The sequence below is a fragment of the Komarekiella delphini-convector SJRDD-AB1 genome (genome assembly GCF_014831675.1).
In the GTDB taxonomy this organism is placed as follows: domain Bacteria; phylum Cyanobacteriota; class Cyanobacteriia; order Cyanobacteriales; family Nostocaceae; genus Komarekiella.
On the sequence record NZ_VJXY01000018.1, the window covers coordinates 21,674 to 36,080 of the forward strand.

General features: G+C 41.9%; 16 protein-coding genes. 8 read left to right on the plus strand and 8 right to left on the minus strand.

The genetic code is table 11. The annotated features are described in order from the left end of the window. Positions 1-175: 175 nt before the first annotated feature. Entirely contained in the window at positions 176-829 is a 654-nt protein-coding gene (locus FNW02_RS17345; RefSeq protein ID WP_191758763.1) for a PEP-CTERM sorting domain-containing protein, read from the plus strand. A 416-nt stretch (positions 830-1,245) separates the two neighbouring features. Here FNW02_RS17345 and FNW02_RS17350 read toward each other — a convergent pair whose 3' ends face one another. Then, positions 1,246-1,494 (minus strand): DUF6761 family protein, encoded by a 249-nt coding sequence (locus tag FNW02_RS17350; RefSeq protein WP_191758764.1) that lies wholly within the window; start codon positions 1,492-1,494, stop codon positions 1,246-1,248. Between the two features lie 555 nt (positions 1,495-2,049). Here FNW02_RS17350 and FNW02_RS17355 point away from each other — a divergent pair. Next, positions 2,050-2,826 (plus strand): response regulator, encoded by a 777-nt coding sequence (locus FNW02_RS17355; RefSeq protein ID WP_191758765.1) that lies wholly within the window; start codon positions 2,050-2,052, stop codon positions 2,824-2,826. A gap of 394 nt (positions 2,827-3,220) precedes the next feature. Here FNW02_RS17355 and FNW02_RS17360 read toward each other — a convergent pair whose 3' ends face one another. The 4 genes from FNW02_RS17360 to FNW02_RS17375 form a co-directional block, all read right to left on the minus strand. After that, positions 3,221-3,997 carry an ABC transporter ATP-binding protein gene (locus FNW02_RS17360; protein ID WP_191758859.1) on the minus strand — a complete coding sequence of 259 codons (777 nt, stop codon included), beginning with the start codon at positions 3,995-3,997 and terminating at the stop codon, positions 3,221-3,223. A 90-nt stretch (positions 3,998-4,087) separates the two neighbouring features. Continuing rightward, a complete protein-coding gene (locus tag FNW02_RS17365) occupies positions 4,088-4,654 on the minus strand; it encodes a hypothetical protein (protein ID WP_191758766.1) in 567 nt (188 codons plus the stop codon). Positions 4,655-4,811: 157 nt separating this feature from the next. Beyond that, positions 4,812-5,273: a DUF4079 domain-containing protein gene (locus FNW02_RS17370; RefSeq protein ID WP_191758860.1), complete on the minus strand. Its 462-nt coding sequence runs from the start codon at positions 5,271-5,273 to the stop codon at positions 4,812-4,814. Between the two features lie 196 nt (positions 5,274-5,469). Further along, a complete protein-coding gene (locus FNW02_RS17375) occupies positions 5,470-5,862 on the minus strand; it encodes a DUF1830 domain-containing protein (RefSeq protein ID WP_191758767.1) in 393 nt (130 codons plus the stop codon). A gap of 562 nt (positions 5,863-6,424) precedes the next feature. Between FNW02_RS17375 and FNW02_RS17380 the strand changes: the two genes are divergently transcribed. From FNW02_RS17380 to FNW02_RS17400, 4 genes are all read left to right on the plus strand, one after another. Then, positions 6,425-8,014: a photosystem II high light acclimation radical SAM protein gene (locus FNW02_RS17380; RefSeq protein ID WP_191758768.1), complete on the plus strand. Its 1,590-nt coding sequence runs from the start codon at positions 6,425-6,427 to the stop codon at positions 8,012-8,014. Between the two features lie 91 nt (positions 8,015-8,105). Next, a complete protein-coding gene (locus FNW02_RS17385; protein ID WP_191758769.1) occupies positions 8,106-9,503 on the plus strand; it encodes a DICT sensory domain-containing protein in 1,398 nt (465 codons plus the stop codon). Further along, positions 9,500-10,138: a pentapeptide repeat-containing protein gene (locus FNW02_RS17390; RefSeq protein ID WP_191758770.1), complete on the plus strand. Its 639-nt coding sequence runs from the start codon at positions 9,500-9,502 to the stop codon at positions 10,136-10,138. Before FNW02_RS17385 ends, FNW02_RS17390 begins: the two co-directional genes overlap by 4 nt. Before the next feature lie 318 nt (positions 10,139-10,456). Continuing rightward, positions 10,457-10,699 carry a hypothetical protein gene (locus tag FNW02_RS17400; RefSeq protein WP_191758771.1) on the plus strand — a complete coding sequence of 81 codons (243 nt, stop codon included), beginning with the start codon at positions 10,457-10,459 and terminating at the stop codon, positions 10,697-10,699. Positions 10,700-10,866: 167 nt separating this feature from the next. Here FNW02_RS17400 and FNW02_RS17405 read toward each other — a convergent pair whose 3' ends face one another. Next, complete coding sequence (locus tag FNW02_RS17405; protein WP_191758772.1) at positions 10,867-11,691, minus strand: CPBP family intramembrane glutamic endopeptidase; 825 nt, start codon at positions 11,689-11,691, stop codon at positions 10,867-10,869. A 64-nt stretch (positions 11,692-11,755) separates the two neighbouring features. Further along, complete coding sequence (clpS, locus tag FNW02_RS17410) at positions 11,756-12,037, minus strand: ATP-dependent Clp protease adapter ClpS (RefSeq protein ID WP_162396933.1); 282 nt, start codon at positions 12,035-12,037, stop codon at positions 11,756-11,758. Between the two features lie 294 nt (positions 12,038-12,331). Between clpS and FNW02_RS17415 the strand changes: the two genes are divergently transcribed. Continuing rightward, positions 12,332-12,688: a hypothetical protein gene (locus FNW02_RS17415; protein WP_191758861.1), complete on the plus strand. Its 357-nt coding sequence runs from the start codon at positions 12,332-12,334 to the stop codon at positions 12,686-12,688. Between the two features lie 598 nt (positions 12,689-13,286). On the opposite strand, the gene FNW02_RS17420 is transcribed toward FNW02_RS17415, so the two are convergent. Beyond that, positions 13,287-13,484: a hypothetical protein gene (locus tag FNW02_RS17420; RefSeq protein WP_162396932.1), complete on the minus strand. Its 198-nt coding sequence runs from the start codon at positions 13,482-13,484 to the stop codon at positions 13,287-13,289. A 468-nt stretch (positions 13,485-13,952) separates the two neighbouring features. On the opposite strand from FNW02_RS17420, the gene FNW02_RS17425 reads away from it, so the two are divergent. Continuing rightward, positions 13,953-14,288, plus strand: coding sequence for an STAS domain-containing protein (locus FNW02_RS17425; RefSeq protein WP_191758773.1), 336 nt, complete (start codon positions 13,953-13,955; stop codon positions 14,286-14,288). Positions 14,289-14,407: the final 119 nt, after the last annotated feature.

Consider the following 14,407-nt stretch of genomic DNA (forward strand, 5'->3'; position numbering starts at 1 on the left):
TGATTTTACTAATAAATTTAGTAAAAAATCTTGATATAGCTGTTTTTGCAAATATATTCTTCAACAATTACCTACAAAGCAACAATATAATTTTTTCATAAATAACACCTTTTTTTATTGCCTTTTGTTGTAGATACTGACAGTATTTATCTTGAAAAAGTACTTTCGTAATCTAATGTTAACCAAACAATTCTGGCGCAAGTTATCTCATGCTACTGCCATCGCAGCATTAAGTGTTACTATGCTTAGTGCTTTAGAAACTGCCCCTGTTAGAGCTGTTCAACTAAGAACATTCAATGTTTCTGGCAAATTTGTTTCTCAAGCTTCACCAGAAGCAACAGGATTGCCTGTAAATCTAGCTAATGGTTCTTTTGATGGAACATACGTATTGGATTTAGATCAAACGCGAGAAGATCTTGCAATTCCCTTGCTTGTTAATAAATGGAATATAAATTTACGTAATTCTTCTAATACTATTTTAGAGACTTTATCTAATTCTGTACCTAACTCTACCGCTTGGTGGGGGCCGCTCTATGATCAAATTGATTATTCTTTCTCACAAGAAGGAATTGACTTCTCTTTAACATATTTATTGACCATAGGATTTCCTAATGGAGAGAGAGAACTTGTACAAACAGACCAGTTTGCAGTACTCAACTACGTTGGAGAAGACGGTTCTGGAAGCATCGCTGCTCAACCGCAAAGCTTTTACCCATACCCATATCCCGACGCAGTTCCCGAACCTTTTACCCTTGGTGGTACAGTAGTCGCTAGTGCTATGGGTTTGTGGCTGAAGCGTAAAAAGCAAACAAGTTCCCAATCAATTTAGTTTTGTTTTTGTACACTGTTCTAGAATGTTCTAAAACCATTTCTCTATGAAGATGTACTAAATCTGACCTCCCTTTAGTCCCTTTAATTGCGAGGAGCGGCAATAGTCGTTACAAAGAATTGGTATAACTCATAAAAATATTGCAATGCCATTAACTAAAAAGTGATGGCATTATTTTATGTACAGACAAGAATAGCCTTGGCATTAGTGCAAGTGCATATTAGCCGTCACGCCCTAACATTTAGATCAAAAATCCCCTCAGTCACCTTGGCAAGACCAAGATGTGGCTGAGGGAAAGCGTTTTATCAATACAACTCCAAAAATTTCACACCATTAAGTCTGTTGCTTACTACAGATAATATGTTATGATCATCTGCGGCAATCTACGGTTAGTATAAACTACAGAAGCAAGGGCATTAGTAGTAATCAGGTTGTGGCTGTGGTTGCGGCACTGCAAAATTTGAGCCATCGTACAAGTAGCGGCTTGCCTCCTCTTCTAGACGATGAATCAAAAAAGGTTCAATAGTGTTACCATGTCGCAGTGCGGCTAAATACCCATCCAAATACATCCGCATGTCATCCGTGCGATAACCGCGATTCCATAACTCGGCGAAGGCGTCGGTGAGTCTTTGGTAATAGCGGATGGTTTGTGTGTCTTGGAGCATAACTGCTGTATTAATCTCTCTGGAATGAGAATTGTAAATGATTCACGCCAAAATGTGAAGTCTCACTTTTAGTTTGGCATTAATTCAAAGTTAAGAAATCTACTTTGGGCAATACCCCCAGCAGCTACAATCTAACTAGATCCTATTCCAGAAAAAATCGGAATATGATTATTTAGTAAGCTATTTTTATGATTTTCTCTATTAACAGCCAGATTAGATTGGTAAGCATGGGGATCAATCTTGGTTAAGATAGAATCCGATTTTACCATAAGGCTGAAAGATGGTTTTGGTAATTTTTAGCTAGTTTGATTACAGTTTTTCTGGACATTACAACCTGCTATTTAACACGCTATTTAGCCAAAAGAACTTTCGATAAGTCTAACAAAAATTTAAGAATATTACTAATCGGCTCTCGGCAAGGCACAAATTAAAGATATTGCTACTCTTCCTATGAGGAAATGTAAAGATAATAGCAATTGAAGTAACAAAGGCTACAAAACCTTGGGCATGGGCTTGTTACTTTGAAAGTCATCGACGCTAAGGGGTCTTGCCGCCGTGGGTTCGGTTTGTATTGAAATCGTTGAGGGAAATCCCCATCTGAGGTCGTTGCTGGGTTGGCACTTGCAACAACTAGAATACCGCGTGCATCAAGCCGCCAGTATTTATCAAGCAAGGGAAGTATTTTTAAGCCATCAACCAACATTGGTTATTCTAGATGCTGACCTGCCTGATGGCGATGGAATTGAGTTTTGTCGTTGGTTGCATCGCCAGCAGCAGCCTCTCATTCTCATGCTATCTGCTCGGAGTAATGAAGCTGATATCGTGGCAGGTTTAAAGGCGGGTGCAGATGACTACTTGAGCAAACCTTTTGGAATGCAAGAGTTTCTGGCAAGGGTAGAGGCATTAATTCGCCGCAAGCGCACACCCACTGCACCAGCTTATTTGGATTATGGCACTTTGCAAATCGATTTAGTACAGCGCCGCGTTCGCTTCCAAGGGGAATTTATCGACTTAACACCCCAAGAATTCAGTTTGCTATATGTTTTGGCGCAAGCTGGGGGTGTGCCTTTAAGTAGGTCGGAATTGCTGCGTCGTGCGTGGCCTGACGCCATCGATAACCCGCGTACTATTGATACTCATGTTTTATCGCTGCGGAAAAAGGTTGAACTTGATCCTCGCCAACCCAGTTTGATTCAAACTATCCGCAATGTAGGATACCGTTTTAACATGGAAATTTTAAATGCTAATGTTTCACAATCACAAACAAAGTTAGCTAAAGAAAGATTTAGCAATCAACGTTCAACGCTTAGTGGTCAATTAACACAGTCCTGAGTCCTGAGTAATGATTTTTAAGTTAGTAAGTTATTAATTTTGAGAGAAGTCTGAGGGTCGGTTTCCTGAATCAGAACCTCGGTAATTTTGAACTCCTCACTTTTGAGTTCTCACACTCACTCAGTGACAACTCTGTAGATGCTTCTGCGGTGAGATAGCGCGGCGTTCGCCTTGGTCTCCGGCAGGAGAAGAGAAGTTGGAGCGGAGGCTTCCTCCGTTGGTGTAGCCCGCCGCAGGCATCCAAACTTCGGGGAGGGTTAGCCCGACCTAGGCGACTGCGAACCCGTTGGCGCAGCCTCTCGTAGAGAAAGGCCACTCTTGCGAGAACGCCTAAAGGCGAACCCGCAGGTTGCAGTGGAAGCCACCGCTCAGAAGTTCGGTGACTCAGGACTATTTAACTCCATTCCTCAGCTGCTTGGGCTTCTGCTTGCATCAAGTCTCGTAAGTTAACCCAATTTATTTCAGAGGCACTTTGATTTGCCAATAAATGGCCTTGTTTTAGGTGTAATAACCGTGTACAAAACATCTGGGCTAGCTCTAGTTGATGATTTACCATCAAGATTGTAGTTAGATGAGTTTGACTTAGCTGGATTAAGACTTGCATCACATGAGAAGCTGTACCAGCATCTAGAGCAGAGGTTGGCTCATCTAATAGTAAAATTTTCGGTTGGGTGACTAAGGCACGAGCAAGAGCTACTAGCTGTCGCTCTCCAGCAGAAAGTTGTACCTCAGTCCGCCCTAACCATTCACTGGGAATGTGTAGTTGTTCTATCCAGTCAGTGACTCGTTGCTGAATTATCTGTTTGGGTAAACCACGCAAAACCAGCGGATAAGCCAAGGCTTGCTGAACCGTCATCCCCAACAGCTTCGATTCTTGTAATACGAGTGTCACCTCTTGGCGTAACTGGATAACAGGAATTTGGCGGTACTCTTGATTTTCCAGATAGATTTTGCCGTTTGTGGGTTCAATCAAGCGGTTCAGGAGGCGTAATAACGAAGTTTTACCAGCACCAGATGAACCTACAATCGCTAGGCGATCGCCCGGAAATACCTCTAAGGAAATATCCTGCAATATGGGGTATCCTTGCTGATTGCCTGGAAGTTGGGTTTTTAGTTTCGCAAACAGATTAACTTGCTCTAGCCTGAGTGTGGTTGCTGTCACATTATCCAAGCTCAATGGGGGATTGGGGAACTCGGGGCCCCCTCTGGGGATAAGGGGCAATGGGGACTGGAGATAATTACCAATACCCCGTGCCTAACTCTAAGTTAATTGTCGAGTGGCTAAGGCTGTGGCGATCGCCCAGCCATCGACTAATAGTAGCAGTAGAGTAAATCCAAGTAAAATCAGGTACATCCACGGCTGTGCCAAAGGGCGAACATCTGTAGTATCAATGCCCGTTTTTGCTTGCACAATTTGCACCAAACGGGCAAATCCGGCTACACGCATCGGGAGTAAATAAGCTTTCTCCTCCTGACTGAGAAAATAATAAACCAGTCCTCCTTGACCAGTTGTGCGGGGCTTTAACTCTTTCACCTGCGACCAAGGTAAAATCCAGCCTTTACGAAAGAAACGGGGAACCCAGGCGGGGTAAGTAACTTGAATTCCCTGGTCATCTACTATTACTTGTTCAGTCAATACGGCATATAGGGCAATTAAACCGACGCTAATCCCTGCCCATAATAATGCTGGTGATACAGGTGCAGCCGTTACCTGTGATAAGAAAGGCAATGGTACTGTGAGCGCTATATATAGACTCAACAGCGTAATCCGAATCAACGGAGACAGACGAAAAATTGAAGCTGAGGTATTGGCTGAGTTTACTGTCACGGCTCAATCACGATTATTGGCTTTAAGTTCATACTAACTGGGAACCTGGCAACCATTCAGGCAAACAAACACGAAACTTGTTGATGATGCTTTTATTTTCTTCATGCTAGTAGAGCTTCCAGAGACACACTTTCTGAAAATTTTCTTGACGGTTTAATTAAGGTAAATACTTTTGCACTACACTCCAACCAGTCAAAGACACCCAAGCAAATCCTATAAATAGGATAATATTCACGCCAACGTGTAAAGGTCTAGCCCAAGCTCGCCTAGCATGAATTTGCGTAGCACTGAAAGCAGACAGTAAAACTAACACTACTACTATCAGCCCAGCCACCAAGTGTGATGAGTGTCCCAAGGAACCGAAATGTCCCAAAGTTCCAACAATACCAATTACCAGCAGTAGCATTACTAAACCTACCATGCTGATACCGATTATGTAGTGGAGCGATCGCACTCCCCGATTTCCGCCCATAAATGGGTTAATAAAAGGGAACTCCCGCAAAGTTCTCGCCCGAAACATCAAAATGCCGGTGACAGCTAACATCAAATATGCTAATAGAGACAACCCCATCGACCAAGCGGCTATTTTCCACAGCCAAATAAAAGAAGGCAGATTCATCAGTTCATGCGCTACAAAAAAGCACATTTTCTCGTGAGTGCAGTCAACAGTCAACAGTCCAAAGTCACAGTATCTAATTATTCTTAACAACACTCAGTGATCTTCATCTTTCACTTTTAACCCTTGACCAATAAACAAAAAGGGCTACTGAATTCAGTAACCCTCAAATTGAGCAAACTTGAGCAAAATTTTTTTCTTAATCAACAGATGCTAAACCAGCGACTTGTAAAGGTTTTATAGTATCTCCGGTTTTTGTTTTAAGTTGCACTATTTGTTTGGTATTAAGAGGGTCTTTTTCTTCTGACGAGTTTGTATCAAATTCATAACTGCTTGGTTCGTTGAGCATCAAGCGATCGCACGGAATCTTATCGGATAAAATTGCACTTGCCATCATACCCGTATGAATCTCCATTTGAGCTTTCCGTGGAGCTTCAAACACGAGGCGTTGTCCAGGAAAAACAACCCGTTCAAAGTACCAGTTAGGAATATTGGAGATGCGAGCCACTTGTATTTTGCTCGTGGCATTAACGTAGCAGCAGAGAATTTTTACTGATTGCTCAGGTGGTAGAGGATCTAATATTTGAGCCATAACTGCTGAGGAGCTTTACGCCACAATTTTACATTACACTAGCCCAGCCTAGCATCCGCTGATCCCCACTGCTGTAACTCCGAATACCAACTGAATCTTTGGAGATTATTTCTATCTAAAGAAATACCTATAAGTTATGAAATTTTTGTAAATATCTATTGCTTTTTGAAAATTATACAATATGCGTAAAAGTTTTTAATATTTTTTTCTTAGCAAAAAACTTGAACTCGTCTCAATAGATAATTAGAGTACAGGCATAACGACGATTCCGTTGCTTCTTGCCTAAGTAACAAGTAAGTTTTTCTGTTTCATCTGTCCCAAGACTAATAAGCTACGATCATCGCTTAATGAATAAGCTCAATGTTATCGTAAAGCTATATGAAAAATATATTCATAAAGTCTGTCGCTAAATGTCATGCATTTGGCACAACAATTTTATTGATTCTGACAATTGGCAACGCAAAGTTTGCGAATATCAAAAATCAGCTTAGATGTCAAGCAAGATTTTGATAGATACAGTTAAAACCAAATTTTCTCTCATTTTCCCCGAAAGATTGGCAAGATGGAAGCTAAAACACCCATGACGGAAAATCGAATTCTCTACGTTCGCCTTCCCTGTAACCCCATCTTTCCTATTGGGGTTATCTACCTTGGCGATCACGTCCATAAGCAGTTTCCCAATATCGCACAGCGTATCTTTGATTTAGGAACAGTACCACCTTTAGATTATCCTGCTGCTTTGGATCGCTGTATCGATGAATTCAAACCGACACTACTAGTCTTTTCTTGGCGAGATATCCAAATATATGCTCCAGTAGGAGGACGCGGTGGCAATCCTCTACAAAATGCCTTTGAATTTTACTACGCCAAGAATCCTCTATTGAAACTACGCGGGGGATTAGGCGGTTTACGAATCTTCATCGCTTACTACGTGGAATTGTGGCGCAACCTGGGATTAATCAAACGCGGTTTAAAACGTGCCCAGAAGTATAATCTTAATGCCCGTGCAGTTGTGGGCGGTGGTGCAGTCAGCGTATTTTACGAACAGTTGGGTAAAAGTTTACCCAAGGGGACAATTATTTCTGTGGGTGAAGGGGAAACCTTGTTAGAAAAACTTTTAAGTGGTAGAGAGTTTCAAGATGAACGTTGTTATGTAGTAGGAGAAACTCAACCTCGGGAACGGCTAATTCACGAACAACCCACCCCACTAGAGAAGACTGCCTGTAACTACGATTATATTGAAAGCATTTGGCCTGAATTTAACTATTACCTACAAGAACAAGATTTTTACATCGGTGTTCAAACTAAGCGTGGTTGTCCCCATAACTGTTGCTATTGCGTCTACACCGTAGTCGAAGGTAAACAAGTACGCATCAACCCAGCTGATGAGGTAGTTGCCGAGATGCAGCAATTATATGATCGCGGCATTCGCAATTTCTGGTTTACCGACGCCCAATTTATCCCAGCGCGGAAATTTATCGACGATGCTGTAGAACTATTACAAAAAATCGTCGATTCTGGTATGACAGACATCCACTGGGCAGCATACATCAGAGCCGACAACCTAACACCAGAGTTGTGTGAGTTGATGGCAAAAACCGGGATGAACTACTTTGAAATTGGTATTACCAGTGGTTCTCAAGAACTCGTGCGGAAAATGCGGATGGGGTACAATCTGCGAACCGTCTTGCAAAACTGCCGTGATTTAAAAGCAGCTGGATTTAATGACTTAGTTTCCGTCAATTATTCCTTTAACGTCATTGACGAACGCCCCGAAACCATTCGCCAAACCATCGCCTACCACCGCGAACTAGAACGGATTTTTGGCGCGGATAAAGTCGAACCTGCTATCTTTTTTATTGGACTGCAACCCCATACCCATTTAGAAGAATATGCCTTCAAAGAGGGCATCCTTAAACCAGGATATGATCCAATGAGCTTAATGCCTTGGACAGCTAAAAAACTCCTTTGGAATCCTGAACCCCTTGGTTCATTCTTTGGCGAAGTCTGCTTGCAAGCTTGGCAACAAAACCCCAATGACTTCGGACGCGAAGTCATGAAAATCTTAGAAGAAAAGCTTGGTTGCGCTGACTTAGAAACAGCACTTTCCGCACCAATGGAGACGAAAGAAAAACAGTTAGTAACTCTTTAATAGAAGACGCAGAATCAAAGCTCAGGCAAAATCCCGTCTCTCACTCTCCCACTCTTACACTCCCACTCTGCGATTATTTTCACCAAATCCCATGTTAGAAGGTTCAATCCTACAACAGCTGGAAACAGCTCATCGTCAAAGTACCAGACCAATTCGATTCGGGGTGTACTACAAAAATACCTTAGTCTCCCTTTGCCATGCCCTAGAAGACCAAATCTTAGCCGAAGAAGGTACACCCTTAGTCATCACAGCCTTCCAACAGGGGAAATGGTATCTGCAAGAAGCCCAACGATATGCAGACATCGCCCAGCGCAGCCGCGAAATTGCCATCATGGCTGCTCCTGATACTGGTTTTGCTGAACATCCCACAAGTCAATTATCCAATGTAGACTTAGTAGAATTAGATCCAGTCGATCCAGTAGCGCAAGAATGGCACTTGATTATTCTGTCGCCTGGATACACGGCAATGGTAATTTGTCAAGAATTATCAGAGGCAGATTATGGTAATGCTGGAGTACCTACATCAGACTTAGAGCGCAAATTCTATGGCTTGTGGACATTTGAGCCAGAGTTAGTCCAAGAGACAGCAGAAATAGCGATCGCTCACATCCAACAATACAACTCAGCACTGGCGGAAAAACTTACAGATCACAAACAGGCAATCATACCATTAATTGCCAGATCCCAAAATTTGGGTGCAGTTGTCTCCCGTGTAGTCGATTACCTCCAGACTGGACAAGATAATTTATCCATCCCCACAGCACTTCGGCAACAAGCACTAGATCGCAACTTGGTTTCTAACGAAATCCAGGCATTTTTGCGGATGGCGCAACTAATGGACATGGCAGATGTTAACAATCCAATGGCAGCGGCAGAAGTAGTAGTACTTGCCGAAGCCATGGGACAACTTTTAGATCTCCCCGCATGGCAGATTAAGAGATTGCGACTAGCGAGTTTGCTGCACCGCATAGATCCACTACAGAAAGCTGAAAGTGTTCTCACTGGTGGGATATCCACACGTTACCAGGAAGATGCCCCCAGTTCTCCCTTAACTTGTCCCTTAGTACCAGGAGCGCAAGTACTGCGAACAATGCCACGATTGCGTGCAGTTGCCCAAATTATCACTCACCAAACCGAGTGGTGGAATGGTACAGGAGAACCAGCAGGCTTAGCTGGGGATGAGATTCCTCTAGAGTCGAGAATTTTGACATTATTGGCAGACTTTCAGTGGCGAGTCAATCAGCGAAAATTGTCAAATCAGAGTCGCCAAGAGATATTTACTCAAGCTTTAGATGAGTGCAGACAGCAACAATCCACCCGTTTTGACCCTAAACTTGTAGATACCCTAGCTTTGTTAGTCATGGGTTTACAACAGGGACTCGACTTACCTATGATGACACCTAAAGTCAGTGCCGGCATCTGGATACTTGATTCCCACTGGGATAGTCACAGCAAGACTAATGAGGAAATTGGTAGTTACCCTAAATGAATATTGAAGCCATTAAATCAGGAAAACTCAAACAGCTACCAGGGGCAAATTTAGAAGACGAGGAACTCTCCCAACTCGATTTAAGCCGCATTAATCTTGCTGGCGCTACCCTTGTTGGCACCAATTTCGCTGCTTCTAAACTTGAAGGTGGGCATTTGGAAGGGGCGAATTTGATGGGGGCGAATCTTCAAGAAACTGACTTGCGGGCGAACCTGATGGGAGCAAACTTGATGCAAGCAGATTTAACGGGGGCTGACTTGCGAGGTAGCAATTTGCGTGGTGCTAACTTGATGGGAGCGAGACTTAGTGATGTATCTTTAGCGGGTGCTTTCGTAAGTGGTGCTAATTTGATGAACGTGAACTTGCAAGGCGTTGACTTGCGGGGTGCTGACTTGCGAGGTGCAAACCTGACTGGGGCGAATCTCAAAGGTGCAGATTTGAGTCGTGCCGATTTGCAAGGGGCGTTATTGAGTGAGGCAAACCTCGAAGAAGCTGACTTGCGAGGGGCGAATTTGGCAGGGGCGAATTTAACAGGGGCGAATTTGCTCTGTGCCGAATTAGAAAGTGCAAATTTGAGCGGCGTTAATTTGGATAAAGCGTGTTTAGTGGGTACAGTGGTTGAGACGCTAGCGTAAATGATTGCACCAAAAAGCCCAGTATCCTTAGCTATTGTTAAAGTTTTGGCAAGTGAAGCAGGTGAAAATTTGTGAGCCTAACTACTACACCCAGTAGCAGTCATTATTAATGAATCAAAGCATGACCGATGAAAGCCAATCAAATAACTCAGATGAAGAGAAGTTTGACCCGGTAACAGTTCTAAGGGATTGGTCAGCAGCAGAAACATAGTTAGCCTGTTTTGCACTTGCTAGAAGCAAAGGTAAACGGTTGGTTAAAACCATCAACACCAAAAAACCATTTATGCCGATTATTTGTATTTTTGAGGACTACCCAGAATGATACCCGTCGCCGCACAAGTTTCAATCACCGCAATCATTCCCATATTGACCGCTATCGAAAATCGGCAATGGGAACAGTTCAAAGAACTAGAGGCAGATTTTGTATCTCAGTATGGAGTAGAGGTCTGGCAAGAGGTTTTTAATTTTCGTCTCAAGCCAGCACTGGATAAAGATTCTGACAGATGGCTACTGACCCAGTGGTGTAGTGAAGGAATTAGCTCAATCAAAAATGTGGCGTAGATACGACCGCGCAAGATGAATTATGGCGATCATTTAACTAAAGACTTTTCCTAAGTGCGCTCTTAATGCATCGATACTGTCCTACTGAGACATCAACTTTGGACTAGACAACAATTTAGCTTCTTTTTAGCCGATATTTTATTTTTCCACAAGTTTATTACTCATTTTTAATTTTTAAGACTCCGCCCTCGTATCCACAAAGCCAGTACACTCATCAACAGCACCCCCATCAATCCTTGTAGGGGATTATTATTCACACCAGTCACCCAATCAGGAACTTTACCAGAATATTTCGTTAATTCCCCAACATTAATAATGTAGTAACCCCAAACGAAACCACCATGTAAACCGATTGGTAAACCCAAGCGTCCCCGACGCCAGCGCTTTCCCCATACCTGCGTTAACCCCAGCACTACTAAAGCTGGAAATTGTGGCAGTGTATTAATAATTGCCTCTAGCGGCTTAATAAAGTGCAACGCAGCAAATGCAAGGGCATCTGTCCATAACGCCACAGGCGGACTGTAGTCTTGCTCTAACTCATTTAGCAACCAGCCTCGGAATAATAATTCCTCAGCAAACCCGATACCTAAGCCGACAATTAAACCTTCTAAAATCACTTTTAGCAAAAAAACTTTTGGTTGTTGCCACACTAGCCAACCTAAAAAACCTTGTATCCCAAAGAGTATCAGAATATTAATTAACCCCATAGCCAAACCACGCAGCAAATCCACACCATTTATCCGTGTGAATTCTAAGCCGTAATGTCGCAGTATTTGCGGTTGCTTATAGATATATCTGCTCCATAGCTTGAGGAGAACAATAAACTGTACATATAGCAAGACTATTGTCAATATACTTACTAAGTTAGAATCACGCACTAGTAAGTAAATTGGTGCAGCTAAGGGCAACCATAGTAGCAATAAAATAACAATAAAACAACCCAGCCTAATAGGGGCAGGGCTTTGGGTTAAACGGACAAGGTTTATTTTCATACAAAATAAGTCAATAATCACCAGTCAAAACTTCAGATTTCGACAAATGACGAATGACTAATGACTATTCATCAGGTTCAATTGTGCTACTTAAACCATGACTTTTCAATGTTTCGCAATAGAACTCAGCATGTTCTTGAGCGCAAGTAATAACCAAAGCTAGCCCGTTTGTATGGGCTTCCATCATGATGCTAACAGCTTGGGGTTGGGTGAGGCTCGGCACAGTGGTTATTAGTGCCTGCACCACGTACTCCATAGAGTTGTGATCGTCGTTATGAAGCAAAACGCGATATCGAGGCGCGAGCTTGCGGGATGTGGAACGCTTTTCAATGGTTTCAACTGACACGGCTCTTTGCTCTTTTCTCGTTGATTCACTACAACAAATTCTCTGTCGGGCGATCGCTTAACAGTTATTTACCTATTCTATAGTATTTCTGTTTAGATACTATGCCAGCAAGATCTTTTCATCCCAGGGGTAATCACGACAGTATTTCGTGACTACCTATCAGACCTATGTTTAAGGCTGCCGTGAGGGCGCTATCCTAATGTTTCAGGACTTTCACCTAAGCATAGCGCATTGTGGCTCTTAAAATGAAGGAAGCGATAAAACAATCCTTGCCACTGCCCAAATTACGTAATGATGGACATGAGCCTAGACTTTCAACCGGGACAAATTGTGGCTTTAGAGCATGGCAACAGAAATCTGTATGCAGAAGTCATTCAAGTCGTAGTTTCCCGCCAGTTGTGTTGGGTGCGTCCTTTGCTGCTTGTCACTTTCATCGAAAAATCATCTGTAATTATTGACTTACGAGATGCATCGGACTTACTTTGGCATCTTAATTTATTTCGACCAGCTCTAGACACAGAAGTAATTACCTTGTTGAGTCAGGTTTTAGCAAAAGAGCCAAAAACTGAGCCTGATTTTGTTGCTAAGCAGCAACTCCATGAGTTTATTCATCAACTTTGGCAAGCATACCAAAATAGTGCTGAGTCATGAGTGAGTGTTCGGTTGCACCATAATCGCTCTCTAGAATACAAAAATGCCAGATTTGTCAAGTACGTAATGACACAAATTCTGCTGAGGAATATCCTGGAGAAACAATTGTTCAGACGTAAAGGGTAGCTTTAGCAGACTGAATCGGCCAACTAGCCCTTTCAAAGTGGGTCAAAAGCCAAAAAAAATTTCCCGTTTTTTGGGCTTTTCATCTTTAGTGTCTTTACACCTTAAAAGGTCTAATTGGCCAACCTAAAGATTGCAATCTATTGATGATTATGTCGCAGCGATTTGTTTGGGTAAACTGACATCACAATTTGGAGATCTGTTTCAATGGCAATGGAGTAAGCAGCGATCGCACATGCTTAAATTGCCTTAAATACCCCAAAATCTATATGGATGCTCATTAGCACAGTTTATGCCACGTTAGGTATTTAAATAGTCATCCTTGTAGAAAAGTACAACTGATGATATTACACCTATTATCTGCGCTGCTTGTACTAAAAATTGTTTTACCTATTTTAAAATTTGATTGCTTTAGTCTTTTTCAAATTAACTTGATATTAAGAAATAAGCATTAATAACAAATCAATTAGGATTACTATCCCAAGTTGGGAACCAACTGAATTCGACCTGCATCCATCTCTGCCATTAATAATTCCAAAGCTTCGTAGTCAACGTCAGATATATAACCTAATTCCGTCAGTTCTGAGTTGATTTCATTTTCTATTTCTGGAGTTAATTTTTTAATGTCAAGAGCTTTTTCTACTAATCGACGAATAGCGTACTTAGTTCTCATAAATCATAAACCAACTGTATATAATACAAAATTATCCAAGATAAACTTAAGTATAAATTGTGATCTTAAACCTTGCTTTTTGTGATCTATATCACAATTTAATTAGATAGATAATTGTCAGCAACCCTATAATATGCCATTAGTAATCATGAAAGTGAAAGTATTTAACCTACTACTGAGCCTTGACTAAATTGGCTTTAGTTATATACCAAGCAAGCTTTATCAGCATCGTTACGGATGACTTGTTTGGTCTACGGCTGTCTATGTTGATTGTTTTTGAACTGAGATAAAAAAAAAGTATATATAAATACATTTTACTATGCATTTATGACAATCTTTAAACAGAGATACTAAAGCAATAAAGATTCAGCAAAGAGACTTAAGACGTATGGTCGATGCAACAGAAAAGAGTTTATGTTCAAATAAACCTCAGCTTGACGCTTCAATAACTCTTAATAGGATGTAATTATGCAAGCAGTACTTAAATATCCCAAGATTGCAGTTATTCGTCCCCAAGGCTGCCTGAATGCTGCAAACGCTTTAGAATTTGAACGAGATCTGACCACAGCGTTAGCACAAGATGGTATATCCATCTTGGTAGTGGATCTAGCAGCAGTAGAATCTTTAGACAGTGCAGGCTTGATGGCATTGGTATCTGCACTCAAGCTGGCTGGAACTTTAGGAAAGAGTTTCCGGCTTTGTTCTGTTTCTCCATCCATTAGAATTATTTTTGAAATGACACAACTCGATAGAGTTTTTGAGATATGGAGAAGCGAAGCCGAGTTGGCACAAATAACTCTGTAAACGCTTTTATGGGGAGAGGTTGGAGTAGAGAGTTTCGCTACGGACACACGTGTCATCAGACATCTGAACTTCAAAGAGGGTTCTCTTTCCTCCACTGGCGACTGCTTTAGTGCCAGATT